This is a genomic window from Sharpea porci (assembly GCF_009695655.1).
Taxonomy (GTDB): domain Bacteria; phylum Bacillota_I; class Bacilli_A; order Erysipelotrichales; family Coprobacillaceae; genus Sharpea; species Sharpea porci.
Genome location: NZ_VUNM01000019.1, coordinates 1 through 24,022, shown reverse-complemented (window position 1 = coordinate 24,022; position 24,022 = coordinate 1). Strand labels below are relative to the sequence as shown.

Here is a 24,022-nt window from a genome sequence, read left to right as displayed (position 1 = left end):
TTTGAAATATTATTTAGGTATAGATGTTGGTTCAACAACAGTCAAATTATATCTGACAGACGAAAATGATAATTGCCTATATTCCAACTATGTCAGACATTTTTCTGACGTGAGAAAGACAATTCATGATTTAGTAATAGAAGTGAAAGATCAAGTAGGTGATCTTGATGTACATGTAGCGATGACAGGCTCAGGTGGGCTCTCTCTCGCTAATAGTATGGGGATAGAATTTATACAGGAAGTTATTGCCTGTACGAAGACAATTGAAACCTATATTCCAAGAACGGATGTTGCGATTGAATTAGGTGGAGAAGATGCCAAGATTACTTACTTTGATGGCCAGCTCGAACAAAGAATGAATGGTAGCTGTGCTGGTGGTACAGGTGCATTTATTGACCAGATGGCTACATTATTACAGACAGATGCCAAGGGCTTAAATGAACTTGCGAAAAACTACAAGACGATTTATCCAATCGCCTCACGCTGTGGTGTCTTTGCGAAGACAGATGTACAGCCTCTTATTAATGATGGTGTTTCAAAAGAAGATATTGCGGTCTCTATTTTCCAGGCTGTTGTCAATCAGACAATCTCAGGACTGGCAAGTGGACACCCTATTAAAGGTAATGTCGCATTCCTAGGGGGACCACTTTACTTCTTGTCAGAACTTAGACAACGCTTTATTGAAACAATTGGTTTAACAGATGATCAAGTTATCTTCCCTGATAACTCACAGCTCTTCGTTGCTATGGGGGCATGTCTTTATGCCAAAGAAAATGCGAAAGAAGCAATCAGTTTCAGCAATATGATCAAGCATTTAGAATCACTAGAAAACCAGACAAGTGAACTCACAAATGTCTTAGAGCCCCTCTTCAATAATGAAGAAGAACTTCGTGCTTTTAGAGAAAGACATCTTTCTCATATTACGACAAAGCATGATATTAAGAAATATAAGGGTAAGGTATATTTAGGTATTGATGTTGGTTCAACAACATCTAAGATGATTCTTACAGATCCTGATGGTGCTATTCTCTATACATATTATAATTCAAATGAAGGGAATCCATTACAGCTCATCATGCGCCTCATGCGTCATGTTTATGACTTATTACCTGAAGGGGCATATATTGCCAAAGCTGGGGTTACAGGTTATGGTGAAGCTTTAATCAAGGCTGCTCTTAAAGTAGACTATGGGGAAGTGGAAACTATTGCCCATTATACAGCTGCTAAGGCTTATGAACCTGATGTGGACTTTATTCTTGATATTGGTGGTCAGGATATGAAGGCCATTACTATTCGTGATAATGTCATTCAGAATATCTCCCTCAATGAAGCATGTTCAGCAGGATGTGGTTCATTCTTAGAGACATTTGCGAAATCACTTGGTTACAAGATTGAAGAATTCGCAGAATTAGCCCTTAAATCACAACATCCTATTGACCTTGGTTCAAGATGTACAGTCTTCATGAACTCAAAAGTTAAACAGGCCCAAAAAGAAGGCGCAAGTGTTGAAGATATCTCAGCAGGTCTTTCTTACTCAGTCATCAAGAATGCCCTCTATAAGGTTATTAAGCTAAGAAGCAAGGAAGATATTGGTACACATGTTGTTGTACAGGGCGGTACTTTCTATAATGAAGCTGTTTTACGCGCATTTGAAAAGGAAACAGGTATCGAAGTAACACGTCCAGATATCGCTGGCTTAATGGGAGCTTATGGTATGGCTCGTATTGCTTGTGAGAATGACGATGGCGCTGGAACAACACTTCTTTCAAAGGCTGAAATTGAACTGCTAGAGTACAACAATGAAATGAGAAACTGCGGCAAATGTACAAATAACTGTATGTTGACAATTACATCATTCAATGATGGCCGAGAATTCATTTCTGGTAACCGTTGTGAAAGAGGGGCTAACCTCCCACTTACAAGTAAACAGCTACCAAACCTCTTTAACTATAAATATAAACGTATCTTTGGTTATCGCTCATTACTTCCAAAAGAAGCCACAAGAGGCAATGTTGGTATCCCACGTGTCCTCAACATGTATGAAAACTATCCATTCTGGTATACTTTCTTTACAGACTTAAAATTCCGTGTTGTGCTATCAGCACGTTCTAGTAAGAAGATTTATGAAAAGGGTATTGAATCAATTCCTTCTGAATCTGTTTGCTATCCAGCAAAGCTTGTTCATGGTCATATTGAGAACTTAATTGAACGTGGCATTAACTTTATCTTCTATCCTTCAGTTGTTTATGAAAGACAGGAATTTAGTGATGCTGGTAATCATTATAACTGTCCAGTTGTTGGATCATATCCAGAAGTTATTAGAAACAATGTGGATCACCTGGAAGAAAAGCATATTAACTACAAGAATCCATTTATTTCCCTTAACAATCCAAAAACACTCTTTAAAGTCCTCAAAGAGTCTTTAGCTGAATTCCATATTACTGATAAAGAACTCCATTATGCCATTGATAAGGCTTATGAAGAATTGGCACGTTCAAGAGAAGATATTCGTGAACAAGGTCGTTTAGCTCTTGAATATATGCACAAGAATCATAAGCATGGTATTGTCTTAGCGGGACGTCCTTATCATGTTGATCCAGAAATCAACCATGGTATTGCAGATTTAATTACTGGTGAAGGCTTTGTTGTATTAACGGAAGATTCTGTCGCAAATATGAATAACGAGGAGACAAATCTACGTGTAGTAGACCAATGGACATATCATTCAAGACTTTATCGTGCAGCTCAGTTTGTCAGCACCCAGAAAGATCTTGATCTTATTCAGCTTACTTCATTTGGCTGTGGTCTTGATGCGGTTACAAGTGACCAGGTAGCGGAATTATTACAGGCTAGAAATAAGATTTATACTTTAATTAAGATTGATGAAGTTTCTAACTTAGGTCCAATTAGAATTCGTATTCGTTCGCTTAAAGCAACAATTAAGAAATCAAGCTTTACACCTGACTTAAGTGAACATTATGAACCATCAAAACCATCCTTCACGAAAGAAATGAAGAAAGATGGCTGGACGATTCTATGTCCACAAATGTCACCTATTCACTTCCAGTTTGTCGAAACAGCCATGCGTGAAGAAGGTTATAATTTTGTTGTATTGCCTTCTGTTGATAAAGGTGCTGTTGAAGCAGGCTTGAAATATGTCAATAATGATGCATGTTATCCATCCATCCTTGTTGCTGGACAGATGATGGAAGCATTAAAGAGTGGCAAATATGATGTCAATAAGACAGCTCTCATCATCTCTCAAACAGGTGGTGGATGTCGTGCCACAAACTATATTGCCTTTATCCGTAAGGCACTCAAAGATGCCCATCTTGAACAAGTTCCAGTGATCTCAGCTAACTTAGTTGGCTTAGAAAGCAATCCAGGTTTCAAGATTACTTATAAGCTGGCGAAGAAAGTTGTCATTGGGGCAATGTATGGTGACTTATTCATGCGTGTGCTTTACCGCGTACGTCCTTATGAAGCCGTTAAAGGATCAGCTAATGAACTTTATGAATCATGGGTAGAAAAGTGCCAGGAAAATGTTAAGAATGGTTCACTTAAAGAATTTAAAAAGAATGTGTATGAAATCGTTAAAGAATTCGATGAATTACCACTACTTGATATTAAAAAGCCAAGAGTTGGTTTAGTTGGGGAAATTCTTGTTAAGTTCCATCCAACTGCCAACAATGAAATCGTGAAAACAATTGAAGCAGAAGGTGCAGAAGCTGTAATGCCAGACTTAATCGACTTCTTCCAGTATTCATTCTATAATGCGAACTTTAAAGAAACACATTATGATGGAACTTGGAAGGGTAAGGAGATTGGCAATATTGCTATCAAGTTTGTCGATTACTTAAGAAAAGACATGATTGCGGCTTTAAAGGCCTCAAAACGCTTTACACCACCTCATCCAATTACTGAAATGGCTGCTAAGGCAAGTGAAGTTGTTTCACTTGGTAACCAGACTGGTGAAGGCTGGTTCCTAACAGCAGAAATGATTGACCTGATTGATGATGGTGCGCCAAACATTGTTTGTATGCAGCCATTTGCCTGTCTGCCAAACCATGTTACCGGTAAGGGTGTTATTAAGGCATTACGCAAGAAGTATCCACAGTCTAATATTGTCGCTATTGACTATGACCCAGGTGCTTCTGAAACAAACCAGCTTAATCGTATTAAGCTCATGCTTTCTACGGCTTTCAAAAATATTGGTGAAAAACCACATATTGATACACCTACAAAGAATCTCGATGAACGTATCGCTGAAGTCTTTGGCGGTTAATAAAAAGCAGACAAAGCTTATTGCTTTGCCTGCTTTCTTTTCTTTTTAAAACAATACATACGATTATCTGCATCTTCAATAATACGGGTGATTTGTTCTGGTGTGTCACCAGGATGTATAGCAGACATCCCAAATGAGAGTGATAGTGTAAATGGATAATTATGACGAGCAGAAAGAATCTTTGTATTCTCATTAATCTTTTCTTCTAGTGTATGAATATAATCATGATTGAGACCATTAATAAATATAACAAACTCATCACCACCCCAGCGACCAACAATCTGCTGTGGGAAGGAAGCTTTGATGATTTCAGTACCTAGAATGATTGCTTTATCACCAGCATCATGCCCAAAGGTATCATTGATGGACTTTAAGCCATCCAGGTCCACAAAGACAATATAACCAACTTGTCCAGGAGCAATATTTTTTGCCCCTTTTGCTAATGCATCAAGAAGACCACGACGATTATAGATATGGGTTAATTCATCAGTGACAGACTGAGACTGTAATTTATTCATCAAGGACTGTATATAGAATGTTGTTCCAAACTGTCCAGTAATATATTCCAGCATGGATAAATCATGACCATCAATATCAGTAATTAATATACCATATTGCTCACTACCGGATGCAATTGCACTCAAGGTATAATTATGTGTTGAAGAAACATGACGAATTAAGTCTTGTTCGTTGATAAGTTCATTATGTGTTCTAATCATTAAACCATCTTTAATCTTCAATTTAAGAATTAAAGATTCAGGAAGAGTAATCGGCTCAGTAATATCAAAGTGATAAGGGTACTTAAAGACATAGAGAGCAGCATTCTTGATATTAAGAATACGCAATGTTTCCCCAAGCATACGTTCAGGATCACTTGAATCGGTTATTGACAAGGAAAGACGATTGGTGATATTGACGTTGATCTGGTGCTCAGTTGATTTTGTAAGAATACGAGATGTGATATTAGAATAGACAATCCCTAGTTCGCTATAGAGATATTGTGTGAAATAGTCTAAGCGATGATGTTCAATGAGATGCTTTGATATAGATATATCAAAGAGGACTTTTAAACAATTAAAGAGTTTATCAAGATCAATAAATTGAATATTATCTTCCGTAATAACATTAATAATAGATGGAAATACTTTAGCTTTAAATTCTTCAATCGAATCACAGAAGAAAGAAGCGGAAATAATATCTTCAAATAACTTTACAGTTTCATCTTTGATATTGGTATGGAACATGATTTTATTGTTGAAAAGAAAATTAGTCATGCCCCAAGATAAATCATGAATCGAAAGTTTCTCATTAATCGCAAAATTCACAAAATTATAGAGATCATCTTCTTCCTGTGAAGCACTGTTGACAGAATCACGGGCAATAAATTCAGTTGGTAGCACATGCCTAAATGGAATACCACCTTCTAAAAGTGACTGCCCTTCAATGACTGCACGATAGGCGAGCATTGCACTATCGGCATGAACACTAGAAAGAGGTGGAACCATGCTTGCACTATAAGGGTCGTCATCAAAACCAACAACAGATATATCACGACCAACACGATACCCACGTTTCTTGAGTTCAGCATAGGCACATACCGCAAGTTTATCAGTAACACAGAAAAGCGCATCAATTTCAGGATGCATATCAATAAACTGTCCAACAAGCGTATTATGATAAGCCGTATAATCCTGGGCATAGACAATAAGAGAAGGATCGTAAGCAATATGATGAAAATCAAGAATATCACGATAGGCAGAAAGTCTTTCTCTTGTGCCTGTTCTTGTCTTAGGACCAGCAATGACACCTATATGTCTGCGATGTTCCTTGGTGATTAAGAAGTTTACGGCAGCCTTTGCACCACTTATATTGTCAAAGACAATTGAACTGACATGATCTGAGACATAGTTTAAAGAAACAATGGGCATATGAAAACGTGCTAAGAATTCCTCATTATTCATATCTCTTGCAACATTATTAGTACTCAAAAGCAATAGGTCGATACCTATTTTATTCGCAAATTCATAAGAAAATGTATTATGGGTGGAAGGATTATCAAGTTGTGTTTTCTTATTCAAGCCACTTCCATAGAAAATAATCAATTCTTCATCTAATTCATCACATGCAGCCTGGGCACCACGAATCATTTCCGAGTTATAAGAATCAATATTTTCTACAAATAGCCCTATACGTATCTTTCTCATTTCATTTCTCCTAAGTATGTGTTCATTCTAACACACTTTTGCTTTATTGAAAACGATTACAAGATATATATGACCAATATTTGACAATTATAATCAAAGACTCTCTTAAAGATGAAATCTATCGTTGACTTAATATCAAAGCGTTGAAATAAGCTTGATAGAATGAAAAATGGTGAGTATGATGAGATTGGTGATGATATGAAAAGAATACAAGAAGTGATTGTTGTGGAAGGAAAAACAGACACAGCAACATTACAACAATTATTTGATGTCGATACAATTGAAACAAGTGGGAGTGGTATCAACGAAGATATCCTCCAACAAATCGAAACAGCCGCAAAAACAAGAGGAGTCATTATTTTGACCGATCCAGATTACCCTGGTCAACAAATACGCAACAAGATTATCGCAAGAGTTCCAAATGCCAAGCATGCCTTTGTGAAAAAGAAAGACGCGATTGGAAAGAAGAAACTTGGTATTGCGGAAGCAAGACATGAAGCTATTATTGAAGCTTTAGAGAATACCGTGCAATTTAGCGACCGTGAAGATACACTAAGCTGGCAAGAATTCCTCAGCTTGGATATTATTGGTGATCATGAGAAAAGGGACTACCTCTACCATACCTATCGCTTAGGTCATGGTAATAATAAAGCGCTCTTTAAACGCCTCAACATGATTGGTGTCACAAAGAGTGATATTGAGGAGAAACTTAAGTCCTACATAAACAAATGAAATGCCTAATCACTTGTTCAAAATCCATATTGATGTATTTCTAAAGCTATGAAATTATTTTTTGTCTACATTAACACTTGAATGAAAGTCCAATAAAACGACCTTAACAAAATAGAAATCAGAAAAAATGTTAAGGCAGAAATATGTTGTACGAAGAATTAACTGAAAAATATAAAGAGGGAGAACCTATATTCTTCCCAGATACCTATCATGGAGATAAATCAATATCTGGTCTTACCACTACATGATGTAAAAAAGGCTTATTGATTAAATATGATAATGGTATCTATTATTTACCTAAAAAGACAAGATTGAAGTCTTCTCATATGTAAACAGTACTTACTATATCTGTCATTTCATCTATCAATGAGATGATCAAACAGAAATCATTGAGAGAGGGGTTATTAATATTTTCCCATCCTGTTCTAAATCCAATAACTTCATAGCCAATAAGCGCTATAACAACGATAAGAAGAAAAAAAACACCAGTTTATGGCCTAAGCCATAATTGGTGTTTTTACTTTGTTAGCGATATAAATAACCAGCACGTTTTAACTCTCTTTCAATACGTTCAATCATATCCTGATCTTCATAGACAATAGTATGAAGATGAATACCGTCAGTGAGTTCTGAAAGTGGTGCGGCATGAGAATTATTGAGCTTCTCCATAAACTTCTTCACATCATAACGACTGCTAATATGAAGATTGCCTTTAATCTCACCATAGACTGGATGTTCGACTATCACATCTTCAATCCGACCACCCTGATCGACAATAATATTCAATTCTTCTTCAATCGCATCACGATTATGTTTAACAGCGATCTTCTTTCTTAAACCACCTTCATCATCAAGAATATAGCCCCTTGGTGTAGCCATTATATTGTAGCCAGCAGCTCTTAGTAAGGCAACATCACCGACAATAATCTGTCTGCTTACACCATATTTTGTCGCTAATGATTTTGCGGAAATTGGTTTTGTTGCTTCGGATATATCATTTAATACTTGTTCTTTTCTTTCCATGTTCATCACCATAGTTCATTATAGGAGTTTAGTGTTGTATATGCAACTGTATTGACATGGAGTTAGGTGTTGACTTATGAATATTTTGCTTTATAATGGTTGTGCACAATCTAAGGGGAAGAAGGTTCTTTCATGGAAAATAGAAATGCTGTTATTATTAAAACAAGTATTATTGGTATTGCCACAAATGTCTTATTGGCAATCTTTAAGGCTGTTGTTGGTTTATTAGCGAATTCTATTGCTGTTGTATTAGATGCTATTAATAACTTAAGTGATGCGATGAGTTCTATTATTACTATTGTTGGGACGAAGTTAGCAGGTAAAAGTCCGGACAAGAAGCATCCATTAGGATATGGTCGTGTGGAATATTTAAGTGCAACACTTATTTCTTTCATTGTTCTCTATGCTGGTATTGCTTCTTTAAGAGAATCTATTAAGGCAATTATTTCTCCAAGCAAGCCTGATTATTCGACATTGACATTGGTGATTATTATTGTTGGTGTTGTGACAAAGATTATTTTAGGAAAATATGTTAAAGGTGTTGGTGTGAAAATGAATTCGGCTTCACTAATCAATAGTGGAGAAGATGCAACACTGGATTCAATTATTTCAGCTTCAACACTTGTTGCGGCAGTCATTTATTTAGTCTTCCATATTTCCCTAGAAGCTTATCTTGGCGCAGTAATTTCTCTTATTATCATCAAAAGTGCTATTGAGATGTTACGTGATTCATTAAGTGATATTCTTGGTGAACGTGTTGCGAGTGATTTGTCTAAGAAAGTCAAAAAAGTCATCAATAGTTTTGATGATATTTATGGAAGTTATGATCTTGTTCTCAATAGCTATGGACCTAATCATTATATTGGCTCTGTCCATATTGAAGTTGTGGATAGTATGCAGGTGGATGAACTTGATGAATTATCAAGAAAAGTTGCTGCCAAAGTCTATGATGAAACAGGGGTTATTCTTACAGGTATTGGTGTTTATGCTTTGAATACAAAGGATAACGAGATAGCGAAAATGCGTACTGATATCACCCATCTTGTCATGGCTCATAAGGGTGTTCTTCAGGTCCACGGTTTCTATGTCAACAAGGAAGAAAAACGTATTCAGCTTGATGTTATCTTTGATTTCTCGATCGATCGCGATCATCTCTACAAACATATTTATAAAGATATCGAAGATGCTTACCCTGGCTATACAATAGTCATGAAGCTCGATAGCGATGTCAGTGATTAAGACGGTTCTCCGTCTTTTCTTTTACACTTTTGTTGTTTTTTAGTACAATAGACTCATGAAGAATATAGCGATAAGAAAAAATACCCAGGCGATCCTGGATCAATATAACCTCAATGCTCTTAAGAAATATGGACAGAACTTTCTTGTAGATGCCAATATCATCCACAAAATAGCGAAGCAAGCCGATATCACAAAAGAAACATGTGTCATAGAAATAGGACCAGGCATTGGTGCGTTAACGGAAGAGCTTGCCCATCAGGCTAAACATGTCATTGCCTTTGAAATTGATGAACGAATGAAGAATGTCTTAGATCATGAGTTAGAATGTGATAATGTCAAAGTCATTCTACAAGATTTTATGAAAGTCGATCTCGAAGCTGTTGTTTCTACAATTGAAGAAGACGATGTATGTGTTGTAACAAACTTGCCATATTATATTACAACCGATATCGTCAAAAAAGTTCTCACAACACCGACAAGAATCAATCGCATGATTGCCTTAATTCAAAAAGAAGTCGCTTTAAAACTAACGGGAGAAGAAAAGAGTCCAATATCCAATATGATAGATTATGTAGGTGATATCAAATATTGTATGACTGTAGGTAAGTCTGTTTTTATTCCAGCACCCCATGTTGATAGTGCGGTTATACGTATCAATAAAGAGAGAAATATGGATCCTGTACTTATTGAAGTATTGGACGCTGCTTTTAAACAAAAACGTAAGACAATGAATAATAATATGAAAGCACTCTTTCATAATGAAACAGCGCACATCCTTGAAACGTGTCATATCCCCCCAACAAAACGTGCACAAGAACTCAATATTGATGATTTCATGAAGCTAGCAGAAGAAAGAAGGAAGAGACTATGAAAATAAGGGCATTCGCAAAAATCAACTTAGCACTTGATGTTGTAAGTGAACGTGATGATGGCTATCATGAACTCAAGATGATTATGGCCCCAATCACATTACATGACCTCATCACCATTGAAGTCACAGACAAGCCAGGAATCATTCTTACAACCAATTCAGCACGCATTCCTACTGATGAACGCAATATCATGTATAAGGTTGCCCAGGCTGTTATTGACCAATACCACATTACAAAGGGTATAAAGATGCATTGTATGAAACATATTCCTTCACAAGCGGGACTAGCAGGTGGCAGTGCTGATGGAGCTGCTGTTATTAAGGCGATGAATCGTCTCTTCAAACTTCATATGAGCTATGAAGATATGGTTGAACTCACAAAGGATATTGGTTCGGATATACCATTTTGTATCTACAACCGTTTAGCTGTTGTCAAAGGAAAAGGGGAGCAGTTCGAATTTATTCATTCCTCTTTCAACACCAACTTCCTACTTGTCAAACCAAGTCGCGGTGTATCGACAAAACGTTCCTTTAATGCCTTAGATATGACCACAGCCCTCCATCCAGATATCAACAAGATGAAAACAGCGTTGATTCATGAAGACTATCAAGGGGTTGTTGAGACATTAGGTAATACTCTTGAAGAACCTTCAATTAACTTTGTCCCAGAGATTGAAAATATTAAGAAAGAAATGTTGGAACTGGGATTTGATGGGGCATTGATGAGTGGTAGTGGAAGCTGTGTTTTTGGGATGACAAATGACGAAGAGATACTCCATAGAGGTTATAAGCACTTTAAGGAATCCTATTACTTTGTCCGTACGACAAAGCTCTTAAGCCATCAAGATTAGAAACATGGAAATCATTCATTATTTTGATGAAGATTTAGAATGTAGGTACTTGGAGTTATCCCGTATTCTTTCTTGAACCACTTATTATAATAACTAGGATCATTGAAACCACATGCATAGGCTATTTCTGAAATAGACATCTTTGTGCCTTTCAATAATTCAAGTGACTTTTGAAGTCGATATTGAATGAGGTAGTGAATAGGTGTGGTATGAAGAATGGACTTATAAAGGCGTAGACAGGTAGAAATGCTGATGTCTGCGCTTTTTGCGATATGTGCAATGGTGATTTTCTCAGTATAATGCGTTTCAATAAAGCGTAGTGTTGTCTTAACACGTAGTTCATCCTGATAGTTCTTGATTGTATAGTGATATGCATGATCCAACATATCCCGATGATTCACAAATTCTACAAATATCTTACTTAGACTTTCTCTGACATGATAAGGAAAGTCTTTTTGATCATAAGCACCAATCTCCCAAGCCTTTTTAACTATATCAAGAATATCTTTTTGCCATGGTACACTTGGCTGTAAGTGAATAAAAGGTATTTGTGGGTTGTTGAACAAGGGCTCAATATAGGTTTGCCAGATTAAATCATGTGCAGGAGAGATAAGTGTGGGACTAAATATAAGGCAGTGTTGGTGGCCTGAAGGAGAAAGCAGCTTTTCAGAATGCAGAATACCGCTATTGATAAAATAACCTTCCTGTGCCTTCAATTTCATAGATTGATTGGCAACCCTAAAATCCACTTTCCCCTCCAATAAGATACAAATCTCAAATTCCTCATGCCAATGCCAAGGCACTTTGACCTTAGTCAGATCATCATCAAAAAAAGCAATAGGGAATTCTTTTGTCCCATAGTGTAATAATTCTTTACCATTATCATCAATATTTTCTGTTGAAAGTGTTATAGCCACACTCATCATCTCCTATCATTTGACGATATAATACCATAAATATGATGATATTAGGCTAAATATTCCTATTACTTACGCAATATTTCACGATATAATCTTAGCGTTATATAAAAAGGAGTATAGTATGGGAATATTAATTGCCGTCATATATATCGTTTTTATCAGTCTAGGTTTACCAGATTCACTTTTAGGTTCAGGATGGCCAGCGATGCATCATGCATTTGGTGTACCATCTTCCTATGCGGGATATGTCTCAATGACCATCTCATTCATGACAATTATCTCAGCACTGTTGAGTCCTAAGATCATCAAGAAGTTTCAAACAAAGTGGATTGTCATTATATCAATCCTACTCACTATTCTTGGATTAATGGGTTTCTCTATTTCTACACAATACTGGATGTTATTGATCTTTGCGATACCTTATGGTTTAGGTGCTGGGGCTATTGATGCCTCTATTAATCACTATGTCGCTAATAACTATTCAGGTTCCATTATGAATTTCTTGCATTGTTTCTATGGCGTTGGGGCGATGATAAGTCCAATGATCATGGGCTTGGCTTTAAAGCTTGCAGGATGGAATGAAGGCTATCGTTGGACAGCTTATATTCAGGTTGGTATTCTTCTTGTCTGCATCCTCAGCTTGCCACTCTGGAATAAGAATACAAATGCTGCACCAGAGGAAATCACCGAAAGCACAGGAATCAGAGAAGCAATGAAAATACCTGGTGTTATTCCTACATTAATTGCCTTCTTTGCCTATTGTTCAGGTGAAGCAACATGTTTCTTGTGGACATCAAGCTATTTTGCCGGTGTGAAGCAAGGACTAAGTCCTAAGCTTATTGCCTCTTTTGGCTCATTAATCTTTGTTGGTTTAATGTTGGGTAGACTGATTTCGGGTTTCGTTTCTAATAAATTAGGGGATAAGTTATTGATTCGTATTGGTATCGTTGTTGAAGTGATGGGTATTGGCTTAGTGACGTTGCCTATTGAACATTATATTGTGGCAGCGATTGGCTTTGTAGTCATTGGAACAGGTATGGGACCAATCTATCCTGCCATCCAGCATATGGCTCCAGAGAATTTTGGCAAGAAGCATAGTGCAGCAGTCATTGGTCTACAAATGGCTTCAGCCTATGTGGGCAGTACATTCATGCCAATGATCTTTGGTAACCTCCAACAATATATTGGTATTGGTATTATGCCACTCTATTTATTATTCTTTGCGTTAATGAATATTGGTTTCTTAGAATATGCTTATAAAGCAATTGCCAATAAGAAAGCCATATTAAATAAAGACTACGCATATCAGGACTAATATATATAGCCATGATTTGCATAGTGGTGCTAATAAGATTCCTATGCTTTACTATTATACTTGCCTCCCTTAAGTGACAATCTTAAGTTCAAATAGAACCAATAAACATACAAATAGTTCATCAAAATCTCTTTTATACGGCTGTTTGAATTAGAGAGTTTTTGTAAGTAATAATATTTTCGACACTCCATTTTACTTGCTTACAAAGAGGCTATAGGATTTATTTAAAAGTGTACACACTATGATTGTTGGCACCACTATGTAAATCATGGGAAAAGCTTTCTTCTTTAAGAAATGATAGAAGGGAGCTTTTTTGTATGTTTGAAATTATAAATATATGGATTTAAAAGATATCGTAAATATTTGCTGAATTCATTGTTAAATACGGGCTTTTTTTTTGATGGGAATTTTGCTAGAATGTACGCGTAAGGAGATATAAATGGAATGAAAATCTATGCGGTTGTATTAGCAGCGGGTAAAGGTACTCGTATGAAGTCTGATAAACCTAAAGTTGTTCATGAAGTGCTTTATAAACCAATGATTAATCATGTTGTTGATGCCTTAAAGGATTTAGGTGTTGATGAGATTGTGGTTGTTGTTGGTCATGAAGCAGAGCAGGTAAAAGGATTATTGCCTGAAGATGTGAAGACGGTTTACCAGCGTGAGCAGCTCGGTACAGGTCATGCTGTTCTTTGTGCTAAGGACGTTCTTGGTGACAAAGAAGGAATGACATTGGTCTTAAATGGCGATGCACCACTTGTACAGAAGTCTACTTTAAAAGGTCTTATTGAGACTTTTAAGGCAAAAAATTCCAAAGCAACAGTGATGACAGCACATTGTGATACATCAGTTGCTTATGGACGTATTATTAATGTGGATGGTCAAGTTAAGGGTATTGTTGAATTCAAAGATCTAGCCGAAGATCAAAAAGACATTACAGAGATGAACACAGGTGAATATTGTTTTGATAACCAGGCCTTATTTAACGCCCTCAGCCAAGTAAAAAACAATAATGCACAAAATGAATACTATTTAACAGATGTTATTGGAATTATGAATCAGGAAGGTTTACCTATTTCTTCTTATGAGATTGATGATTTTGATGAAGTTGGTGGTATTAATGATCGTGTAGCGCTTGTTGCAGCGACAAAGACATTAGCAAGAAGAATTAACCATGAATGGTTATTGAATGGGGTAACGATTATTGATCCTGATCAGACATATATTGGTACTGATGTTACAATTGGTACGAATACTGTTATTGAACCAGGGACAATTATTAAAGGTGCAAGTGTGATTGGTGAACACTGTCATATTGGGCCATTTGTAGAGCTTGATCATGTACAGGTAAGTGATCATAGTGAAGTAAAGTTTCAAAGTTTAAAAGATAAGACAATTTAATAGAATAAGATTCTAAGGGGACATAAAATGAAGAACGATAAAATTGCTTTATTCTCATTAAGTGCAAGTCAGAAACTTGCGAAAGATATTGCTGATATTTTGGGTGTTGATGTGGCACCTTCAAAGGTTCATCACTTTGCGGATGGTGAAATTCTTGTAGAAATCGGTGAATCAGTACGTGGTAAAGATGTCTTTATTATTCAGTCTACATGTAATCCAGTTACTGAGAATTTAATGGAAATCTTAGTATTATGTGATGCATTAAAACGTGCATCTGCTCATGCGATTACAGCAGTTATTCCATATTTCGGTTATGCAAGACAGGATCGTAAAGCTAAGCCAAGACAGCCAATTACTTCTAAGTTAGTTGCTGACTTATTGACAACAGCTGGTGTTGATCGTGTTGTCACTGTAGACTTACATGCTAAACAGATTCAGGGCTTCTTTGATATTCCTGTTGATGAAATGCAGGCTTTACCACTTATTTGTAAGTATTTCAAAGATAAGGGTATTGAGGATATTGCGATTGTTTCACCAGACCATGGTGGAGCTACACGTGCTAGACAAATGTCAGAATACTTCGATTGTCCAATTGCGATTATCGATAAACGTAGACCTAAACCAAATGTTGCTGAAGTAATGGGTATCATTGGTGATGTTGAAGGTCGTAACTGTATCTTAATTGATGACATGATTGATACAGCTGGTACAATTACTGCTGGTGTGAATATGTTGAAACAGAAGGGTGCTAAGGATGTCTATATCGCATGTACGCATGGTGTACTTTCAGGACCTGCTGTTGAAAGACTTAAGGACTGTGACGCTAAGGAAGTAGTTATTACAGACACTATTCCACTTCCAAAAGAAAAACAGATGGACAAGTTCAGCATTGTATCTGTTGCTGAATTATTAGCACATACAATTGACAATATTGAAAAAGATTTACCTGTATCCGATGTTGTCAAACAATATGGTATGGATTAAAATAGAAGGCATTATATATGCCTTTTTTTGATGGGCAGAAAGGATTGCTATGAATGAAAAACTAAGAGCTGTACTCTATGTACTGATACCATCAGTCATCTATACGCTTTATTCACGTTATATTTCTACAATTACGACCTATATCACTACACATATTCCTCTTACCTCAGAGCAGGCTCGTATTATGATCTTTATGTTGATGGGGGTCGTTCTTTATCTGACATATAATATGGCTATTCATAAAAGAATACTCTATCGTGTTGTGAATATTATTCATATTGTGATTGGTTTATTTCCATTATATGCCTCATATTTAACCAATATTCCCTATGTTAATGAATATATGCGTATATTAGGTGATGCCTATATCATTGTTGAGCTTGTGGCTGGGGTTGGTATTGTGAATATGATAGAATCATTTCGATAGGAGGAACGTACATGTATTTCAATACACATACACATTTAAATAGCGAAGAGCTTTTTGAAGAGCGTGATCACTATATCCAAAATGCCTTAGAAAAGGGAGTTAATCATATGACTGTTGTTGGTTATGATGTCGAAAGCAGTCAGCGTGCGGTACAGATTGCCCATGAATATAACTTCATCTATGCCACGGTGGGTATTTCTCCCAACGATTGCCTCAATACAACTGATGAAGATCTTGCCTTAATTGCCAAGATGGCACAGGATGACAAGGTTGTGGCTTTAGGAGAAATAGGCCTGGATTACTATTATGATGATGTGCCTAAAGAGAAACAGATGGATGTCTTTCTAAAACAAATCAAGATTGCTCAAGATTTGAACCTTCCTATTACTATACATTGCCGTGATGCCTACGAAGATACCTATAATGTCCTTGAAAAAGCGCATTTAAAAGGGATTATGCATTGTTATAGTGGGTCGGATCAAATGGCATTGCGCTTTATTAAGCTTGGTTATTATATTTCTCTTGCTGGTCCAGTGACATTCAAGAATGCCAAGATGCCAAAACGTGTAGCAACGAATGTCCCATTGGATGCCTTGTTGATAGAAACAGATGACCCTTATATGGCACCTGTACCACTTCGTGGGACAACGAATGAACCTGCTAACTGTATCTATATCGCAAAAACAATTGCTGAGTTAAGAGGACTTGATGAAGAAGTTGTCGCAAAGGCAACAAGTGAGAATGCCAATAAGATATTTAGGCTGTGATAATCTATTGTTTTTTTAATAAAAATATCAAGTTTTTGAGGTGGTCTTGCACTTGATGGTGGGGATGACTATAGTTTATAGTGAGTAGAAGGAGGAGTTGTCATGCAATTAGAAAAACAACTACAAGATACGTCATTAAAACTCTATGAAAAAAGACTTGGAGACCTTACTAAAGAACAGGTTTATACTGTTCTCTTAGCGGTCGTTAAAGATATGTTGGAAGATAAGGAAGAAATTAGTGGAGAACGTAAACTCTATTATTTCTCTGCTGAATTCCTTATTGGTAAGTTAATGAGTAATAATCTTATTAACTTAGGTATTCGTAAAGAAGTAAGAGATATTTTAGCACAGAATGGTTTTGATTTAGCTGAAATTGAGGAAATTGAAGCTGAACCTTCACTAGGTAATGGTGGTTTAGGAAGACTTGCTGCTTGTTTCTTAGATTCTATTGCAACATTGAACTTACCAGGTGATGGTGTTGGTTTAAATTATCATTTAGGTTTATTTAAACAGAAGTTTGAAAATGAAAAACAGTTTGAAACACCTGATTACTGGATTGATGATCATAGCTGGTTAAATAAGACAAGAAAGAGTTATTTAGTTGAATTTAAGGATTTTGCGATTAAATCAACACTCTATGATATTGATGTTGTAGGTTATCATGGAAAGAAGAATAAGCTTCATTTATTTGATATTGGTAGTGTGGATGAAAGTATTGTTCATGATGGTATTCAGTTTGATAAAGATAATATTCTCAAGAACCTGACATTATTCTTATATCCAGACGATAGTGATGATGCCGGTAGAAAGCTGAGAATCTATCAGCAGTACTTCATGGTATCTAATGGTGCCCAGATGATTCTTGAAGATCTCAAGAGACGTCATAAAGACTTACGTGAAATGCATAAATATGTCGCTATTCAGATCAATGACACACATCCATCAATGGTCATTCCTGAACTTATTCGCTTGCTGATGAAAGAAGGCCTCACTATGAAAGAAGCCATTCATACAGTACAGCTTACATGTGCCTATACAAACCATACTATCTTAGCTGAAGCACTTGAGAAATGGCCTTTAAGCTATCTTGAAGAAGTTGTGCCACAATTAGTACCAATCATTGAAGCCTTGGATGCTGTTGCAGCTATCCGTAGTGATAATCCAAAGGTTGCTATTATTGATAATGAGAAACTTGTACACATGGCCCATATGGATATTCATTTTGGTTATTCTATTAATGGTGTTGCTGCTATTCATACAAAGATTCTTGAAGAAACAGAATTACATGATTTCTATGAACTCTATCCATCTAAGTTCAACAATAAGACAAATGGTATTACATTTAGAAGATGGTTAATGGATTGTAATGAGGAATTGACAGACTTTATTGATTCATTAATTGGTGAAGGCTATAAGGCTAACGCTGAAGAATTAAAAGGCTTATTAAAATATACTGAGGACAAGGATGTTCTTAAGAAATTACTTGAAATCAAAGAGCTTAAGAAAGAACAACTTGCTCAATATGTCTACAATAAAGAAGGCATTAAGCTTGATACGGATGCAATCTTTGATGTCCAAATCAAGAGATTACATGAATATAAGCGTCAGCAGATGAATGTCCTTTATATCATCTACCAGTACTTACAGATTAAAGCTGGCAAACTCCCAGCTCATCCTATTACATGCATCTTTGGTGCCAAGGCAGCTCCTGCCTATGTGATTGCCAAGGATATCATTCATGCCATCCTAACACTTTCCAACATCATTAATAACGACCCTGAAGTATCTCCATACTTAAAGGTTGTTATGGTAGAAAACTACAATGTCACATATGCTGAAAAGCTTATTCCAGCCGCTGACTTATCAGAACAGATTTCTCTAGCATCCAAGGAAGCAAGTGGTACGGGTAATATGAAGCTGATGCTTAATGGTGCAGTGACATTAGGTACTGATGATGGGGCCAATGTTGAAATTCATGAATTAGTAGGTGATGACAATATCTATATCTTTGGTGCTGATAGTGATACTGTTATTAAGCATTATGAAAATGCGGATTATCATCCTGCTGATATTCTTGCGAATGACAAGCAGTTACAGGAAGTTGTTGATTTCTTAGTTGGGGAAGAAATGCGTCAAGCTGGTGATCCAACAAGCTTAGAAAGATTACACCATGAATTAACGACAAAAGACTGGTTTATGACATTGCTTGATGTCAGAGACTATATTAAGACAAAAGAACAAGCAATCAAAGATTATAAAGAAAGAGAAGTATGGGCGAGAAAGATGCTTGTCAATATTGCTGAAGCAGGCTTCTTCTCAAGCGACCGTACAATAGCACAGTACAATGAAGACATCTGGAAACTTTAATTCAAATGTGCGACAAGCTGGCATTCTTATGCCAGTTTTCTCGCTTCCTGCCAACCATGGCATTGGTGATTTAGGAAAGAGCGCTTATGACTTTGTGGATTTAGTCGCACGCGCACAGTTTAAAATTTGGCAGATTTTGCCTTTAAATCCAGCTGGCTATGGGGAATCTCCTTACCAGCCATCTTCCTCATTTGCTGGTGATGAAGTTTATATTAACTTGGATTTACTTGTTGAAGAAGGCTTGCTTGAAGAAGCACCTGCCTTTGAAAAAGACAGTGAATTCATTAACTATAGCGCTGTTCGTGCCTACAAGCGTGATTTACTCCATCAAGCCTTCAAGAAATTCATCCCTGATCAAGACTATCAGGAATTTGTCGATAAGGCTTTCTGGCTAGATGGCTATGCTAAATTCATTGCCCGTAAGAAAGCTAATGATAATAAAGGATGGCTTGAATGGACAACATTAGAATATGATGAAGAAGAATACCAATATCAATTCTTTGTCCAATATTATTTCGCTAAACAATGGCTTAAGCTAAAAGACTATGCGAATAGTAAAGGCATTATTATTATGGGTGATATGCCTATCTATGTTGGCTTAGATTCAGCTGATGTTTATGACAACAAAGAATGCTTCTTACTTGATCAAACAGGACATCCAACATCAGTAGCAGGTGTTCCCCCAGATTATTTCTCAGAAGATGGTCAGTTATGGGGTAACCCATTATATGATTGGGATTATCTTAAAGAACATGATTATTCATTCTGGATGAAACGTTTATCTTGGAATAAGGATTTATTTGATATTATTCGTATCGATCACTTCCGTGCCTTCGATACATACTGGAAAGTACCAGCAGGAGAAACAACAGCGAGAAATGGCGAATGGATTTTAGGCCCAGCCTACGATTTCTTCGATTATGTCTATGACAAAATGCCTGATCTCAATCTTGTTGCTGAAGACTTAGGTGACTTAAGACCAGAAGTTCTCGAACTTAAAGACCATTATCATATGTTGGGTATGCGTATTGCCCAGTTCTCATTTGGTGATGATATGGCCAAGGTTGACTACAAACTTCCTGAGTTCTGTATTGCCTATACAGGCACACATGACAATGCCCCCGTTAATGGCTGGTATAGCGACTTAACGGTTGGTGAAAAGAAGCATGCAAAAGCTGTGATGAATCATTTACAGATTCATGGTAAGACAATGGCTGATCGTCAGATCAAATGGATGCTTGGCTCAGATGCCATTCTTGCCATTATCATGATGGAAGATTTCTTAGCATTAGGCAATGAGGGTAGAATTAATACCCCAAGTACTATTGGTGCCCCTAACTGGTGCTGGAAAATGAGTACGCTAGCCCCATTTGAACGTCGTATAAGACATATTAAACATCTTCTTAAAACATATCATCGAGCTTAATAAAAAAGTGAGTCTGCCTATGCAAACTCACTTTTTTTAAAGTTTCTATATATTGGAAATAAGAGCACGTATGTTTCAAGAAGGCATTCACTTAATGAACAAGTTCCTGCTCTTGGCTATTATTCAACAAAAAGTACGAAATTGCAATTGACTGTAACAATAACTATCTGAAGAAAAATAGTTCGTAGATGAATATTCTACGAACTTTTTTTATAAGACAAGAGATAGTAAATAACATATTTCTGAAAGTAAAAACAAACACAGCTTCTCACGGTTCCGGTGTTCAAAACTGCCGTATATACTAGAGGAGTGGTGAGGACTTATTTTTACCAGGCTAATAGTGTGCCAAAGCAAAACGAGGCTGTGACGGTTCCTCAATATTTGGACATAATATAAAATGATATCTGCATATTGATAGGAGGAGTAAGGCATGATAAGCAGCTGTTTGTTTGAATTCACCAATTGAATATAAAAATATTCATACATTCAATATTTGACCTTAGCTCATTTATTATTTCTTATTAAAAATACGGTCTCACGAAAACGTGCTTCTCACGGTTCCGGCGTTTTGCCCCCTAATTTATACTATGGATATAAGCATAGGTATGCATCCTTGCTTAATAAAAACTAAGAAAAGAGGAAAAATTATCATGGAAGAAAAGGAAATCATCAGACGCATTAAGATCGTTTACCAAGATCTTGAAGGAGTTTTAGCTAATATGAGACTTCTTAAAAGATCAGGTATAAGCCCTGAACTACAACATATTCTCAACGAGCATATCGGACTTATTGATACAGATAATCATATGTTGGTAAGAATGATTGAGGATATGGAACGTCATCAAGAACAAGATAGCGATACGCCAAACATATGCTAGTGGAATGAAAGACCTTTTAATTCTCATCTATTACTTCACTCTATAAAAAGCGATCAAAACAATGAATGAGTTAATCTAATGCTACAAGACAAAATGAGGACCTGACGGTTCCTCAGTATAAAAACAAGAATGATAATGAAAATGAAAAGGAGAAGGATGTATGAAGAACCCATTATCTAATATCATCAGATCGCTAGAAATCATCGAATGGTACGAAGGTCTCAGTGACGAAGAACGAGATGCTATCAGTGATGAGAAAGCTGAGGAAGTTCTGAATGCCTACGTGGATTACATAAATCTTGAGGTAATTATAGGCGCAAGAGGAGGATGTCTTCTAGAGTTCGAAGAAGATGGATTGACTGCCGGTCGCCTTATCTCACAGGAGGAGAAGGACTACATTGATAGGACTGGAAGACTTCCATTCGAGGTACCTGAAGAAGCAAAATGGCGGTTTGCAGGCGAAACTGAATGGCATGAATAGAAGAACAGTGCAAGCTGTTCTTTTTTGATACATTGTTGAATCGTTTTTTCCTCGTTTACGCAAATAGAAAGCAATGTATTTTGTCTTTAATACTTTGTTTTGTTGTAAACGAAAAAGATCCGCAGGGGATCTTTTCGTTTAGTTAGGAAGATGAAGGAAAATTTATTATATATACCAATTGACTAGATAGCCAATTCAGTATCTTTATCAAAGAGGTGATAGTTAGAAAGATCTAAGGCAAACTTAACTGTATCACCCTGTCTAGAGGCAGTATGTGGATCAACACGTGCTGTCACTTTTGTATCATTGATGTTGAAGTAGAGATAAACTTCAGCACCTAATGTTTCATAAACATCAATATGTGTTGTAAATGTTGTTTGTGGATGTGCTTCTACGAAAGAAGGCTTATCTGAGATATTTTCAGGACGAATACCAAGAATCACAGTCTTGCCAATATACTGACCATTCATAAGTGCTTTTTCTCTTGCTTCGTCAACTTTGAACTGAACACCATTTTCTAACTGTAATTCAATACCTTTTGTGCCTAAGACAACCTTGGCATTTAAGAAGTTCATCTGTGGTGAACCAATGAAGCCGGCTACGAATAAGTTAGCAGGTTTATTATAAAGGTTCTGAGGTGTATCAATCTGCTGTACAATACCATCTTTTAAGACAACGATTCTTGTACCTAATGTCATGGCTTCAGTCTGGTCATGTGTGACATAGATGAATGTTGTACCTAATTTCTGATGTAATTTAGAGATGACTAAACGCATCTGTACTCTTAACTTGGCATCCAAGTTAGAAAGAGGTTCATCCATTAGGAAGACCTTAGGATTACGGACCATTGCACGTCCCATTGCGACACGCTGGCGCTGGCCACCTGATAAGGCTTTTGGTTTACGATCAAGATATTTCTCGATATCAAGCATCTTTGCAGCTTTCATTACCTTTTCATCAATGACTTTAGGATCAACCTTGGCAATCTTTAAAGCGAAAGCCATATTTTCATAAACAGTCATATGTGGATATAAGGCGTAGTTCTGGAAGACCATGGCGATATCACGATCCTTAGGTTCAACGTCGTTCATTTCAACACCATCAATCTTTAATGAACCACCTGTAATATCTTCTAGACCTGCAATCATTCTTAAGACTGTTGATTTACCACAACCTGAAGGTCCTACGAAAATAATGAATTCCTTGTCATCAATCTTTAAATTGAAATCCTTAATAGCTTCATAGCCATTAGGATATGTTTTATAAATATGTTCTAATGATAAATTTGCCATAGTTATCATTCTCCTTTGCTGCTAACATTGTACCAATGTTAGCGCTTTAAAGACATATCACAAATTTTAGAAAAATATAAGAAAACTCATTTTCTTGATATTTCATAGGCTACTAAGAGCTCACCAACACGGGAGTTTGACAGTTGTCTCTATTTTTTCACTAACCAAATCGCTCAAAACGTTGATTATATCAATGCTTTTGAGTTTTTTTATTGTCAAATTTGCGAAATTATATGTAGTAATACGCAGGAATATATGATATAATAGTTGTAGGAGGTGATGCCTATGAAACTGACCTTTTCAAAATCTAAGAACTCTACATCACTTTACATCCAGAAATCATTTAGAAAGAACGGCAAATCAACTTCAAAGATAGTAAGGAAACTCGGAACTATGGAAGAACTCCTTCCTCAACATAATAACAGTGAGGATGAAGTCATAGCCTGGGGAAAAAAGATTGCCAAGAAGATGACGGAGGAAGAAAAAAGAGATAAGGACATTGTCCTTATCTCCCTATCGCAGTCAAAGCTTCTAGAACCAATGAAGCAGACATCATATA

18 protein-coding genes and 1 pseudogene are annotated in these 24,022 nt (G+C 36.5%); 15 read left to right on the top strand and 4 right to left on the bottom strand.

Translation table 11 applies throughout. The features are described 5' to 3' along the window. The first annotated feature begins 1 nt into the window (after position 1). On the top strand, positions 2-4,285 hold the full coding sequence (locus FYJ79_RS08365; protein WP_154516768.1) for a 2-hydroxyacyl-CoA dehydratase: 4,284 nt from the start codon (positions 2-4) through the stop codon (positions 4,283-4,285). A gap of 17 nt (positions 4,286-4,302) precedes the next feature. On the opposite strand, the gene FYJ79_RS08360 is transcribed toward FYJ79_RS08365, so the two are convergent. Then, positions 4,303-6,489 carry a GGDEF domain-containing protein gene (locus tag FYJ79_RS08360; RefSeq protein WP_154516765.1) on the bottom strand — a complete coding sequence of 729 codons (2,187 nt, stop codon included), beginning with the start codon at positions 6,487-6,489 and terminating at the stop codon, positions 4,303-4,305. A 162-nt stretch (positions 6,490-6,651) separates the two neighbouring features. Here FYJ79_RS08360 and rnmV point away from each other — a divergent pair, with 162 nt between their 5' ends. Then, positions 6,652-7,221, top strand: a complete 570-nt coding sequence (gene rnmV, locus FYJ79_RS08355; RefSeq protein ID WP_229771413.1) for a ribonuclease M5 — start codon at positions 6,652-6,654, stop codon at positions 7,219-7,221. Between the two features lie 525 nt (positions 7,222-7,746). Here the strand turns inward: rnmV and FYJ79_RS08350 are convergent. Then, positions 7,747-8,244, bottom strand: a complete 498-nt coding sequence (locus FYJ79_RS08350) for a transcription repressor NadR (RefSeq protein WP_229771410.1) — start codon at positions 8,242-8,244, stop codon at positions 7,747-7,749. Positions 8,245-8,376: 132 nt separating this feature from the next. Here FYJ79_RS08350 and FYJ79_RS08345 point away from each other — a divergent pair, with 132 nt between their 5' ends. From FYJ79_RS08345 to ispE, 3 genes are read left to right on the top strand one after another with little or no spacing between them, the layout of a single operon-like run. After that, positions 8,377-9,483, top strand: a complete 1,107-nt coding sequence (locus FYJ79_RS08345; RefSeq protein WP_154516759.1) for a cation diffusion facilitator family transporter — start codon at positions 8,377-8,379, stop codon at positions 9,481-9,483. A gap of 55 nt (positions 9,484-9,538) precedes the next feature. Further along, a complete protein-coding gene (gene rsmA / locus FYJ79_RS08340) occupies positions 9,539-10,354 on the top strand; it encodes a 16S rRNA (adenine(1518)-N(6)/adenine(1519)-N(6))-dimethyltransferase RsmA (RefSeq protein ID WP_154516755.1) in 816 nt (271 codons plus the stop codon). Continuing rightward, positions 10,351-11,205 carry a 4-(cytidine 5'-diphospho)-2-C-methyl-D-erythritol kinase gene (ispE, locus tag FYJ79_RS08335; RefSeq protein WP_154516752.1) on the top strand — a complete coding sequence of 285 codons (855 nt, stop codon included), beginning with the start codon at positions 10,351-10,353 and terminating at the stop codon, positions 11,203-11,205. The genes rsmA and ispE overlap by 4 nt, the downstream gene beginning before the upstream one ends. 11 nt (positions 11,206-11,216) lie before the next feature. Here the strand turns inward: ispE and FYJ79_RS08330 are convergent, their stop codons facing one another. Next, a complete protein-coding gene (locus FYJ79_RS08330) occupies positions 11,217-12,122 on the bottom strand; it encodes an AraC family transcriptional regulator (protein WP_326803624.1) in 906 nt (301 codons plus the stop codon). Positions 12,123-12,246: 124 nt separating this feature from the next. Here FYJ79_RS08330 and FYJ79_RS08325 point away from each other — a divergent pair, with 124 nt between their 5' ends. The 9 genes from FYJ79_RS08325 to FYJ79_RS08285 all read left to right on the top strand — a co-directional run bounded on the left by FYJ79_RS08325 (position 12,247) and on the right by FYJ79_RS08285 (position 22,171). Next, on the top strand, positions 12,247-13,440 hold the full coding sequence (locus tag FYJ79_RS08325; protein ID WP_154516749.1) for an MFS transporter: 1,194 nt from the start codon (positions 12,247-12,249) through the stop codon (positions 13,438-13,440). A gap of 444 nt (positions 13,441-13,884) precedes the next feature. Beyond that, positions 13,885-14,841: a bifunctional UDP-N-acetylglucosamine diphosphorylase/glucosamine-1-phosphate N-acetyltransferase GlmU gene (locus tag FYJ79_RS08320; RefSeq protein WP_154516746.1), complete on the top strand. Its 957-nt coding sequence runs from the start codon at positions 13,885-13,887 to the stop codon at positions 14,839-14,841. A 27-nt stretch (positions 14,842-14,868) separates the two neighbouring features. Continuing rightward, the gene (locus FYJ79_RS08315; RefSeq protein ID WP_154516743.1) at positions 14,869-15,825 is read left to right on the top strand and encodes a ribose-phosphate diphosphokinase; all 957 of its coding nucleotides are present in this window, start codon (positions 14,869-14,871) and stop codon (positions 15,823-15,825) included. A gap of 49 nt (positions 15,826-15,874) precedes the next feature. Beyond that, on the top strand, positions 15,875-16,252 hold the full coding sequence (locus tag FYJ79_RS08310) for a hypothetical protein (protein WP_154516740.1): 378 nt from the start codon (positions 15,875-15,877) through the stop codon (positions 16,250-16,252). Between the two features lie 11 nt (positions 16,253-16,263). Next, positions 16,264-17,019, top strand: coding sequence for a TatD family hydrolase (locus FYJ79_RS08305; RefSeq protein WP_154516736.1), 756 nt, complete (start codon positions 16,264-16,266; stop codon positions 17,017-17,019). A gap of 102 nt (positions 17,020-17,121) precedes the next feature. Next, on the top strand, positions 17,122-19,386 hold the full coding sequence (locus tag FYJ79_RS08300) for a glycogen/starch/alpha-glucan phosphorylase (protein WP_154516733.1): 2,265 nt from the start codon (positions 17,122-17,124) through the stop codon (positions 19,384-19,386). After that, entirely contained in the window at positions 19,364-20,812 is a 1,449-nt protein-coding gene (gene malQ, locus FYJ79_RS08295) for a 4-alpha-glucanotransferase (RefSeq protein WP_154516730.1), read from the top strand. Before FYJ79_RS08300 ends, malQ begins: the two co-directional genes overlap by 23 nt. Positions 20,813-21,462: 650 nt before the next feature. After that, a complete protein-coding gene (locus tag FYJ79_RS08290; RefSeq protein WP_154516727.1) occupies positions 21,463-21,690 on the top strand; it encodes a hypothetical protein in 228 nt (75 codons plus the stop codon). Positions 21,691-21,850: 160 nt separating this feature from the next. Further along, on the top strand, positions 21,851-22,171 hold the full coding sequence (locus tag FYJ79_RS08285; protein ID WP_154516724.1) for a hypothetical protein: 321 nt from the start codon (positions 21,851-21,853) through the stop codon (positions 22,169-22,171). A 182-nt stretch (positions 22,172-22,353) separates the two neighbouring features. Here FYJ79_RS08285 and FYJ79_RS08280 read toward each other — a convergent pair whose 3' ends face one another. Then, the gene (locus tag FYJ79_RS08280; protein ID WP_154516719.1) at positions 22,354-23,463 is read right to left on the bottom strand and encodes an ABC transporter ATP-binding protein; all 1,110 of its coding nucleotides are present in this window, start codon (positions 23,461-23,463) and stop codon (positions 22,354-22,356) included. A 285-nt stretch (positions 23,464-23,748) separates the two neighbouring features. Here FYJ79_RS08280 and FYJ79_RS08275 point away from each other — a divergent pair. Then, positions 23,749-24,022: pseudogene (locus FYJ79_RS08275) on the top strand (IS1634 family transposase); the annotation flags it as partial.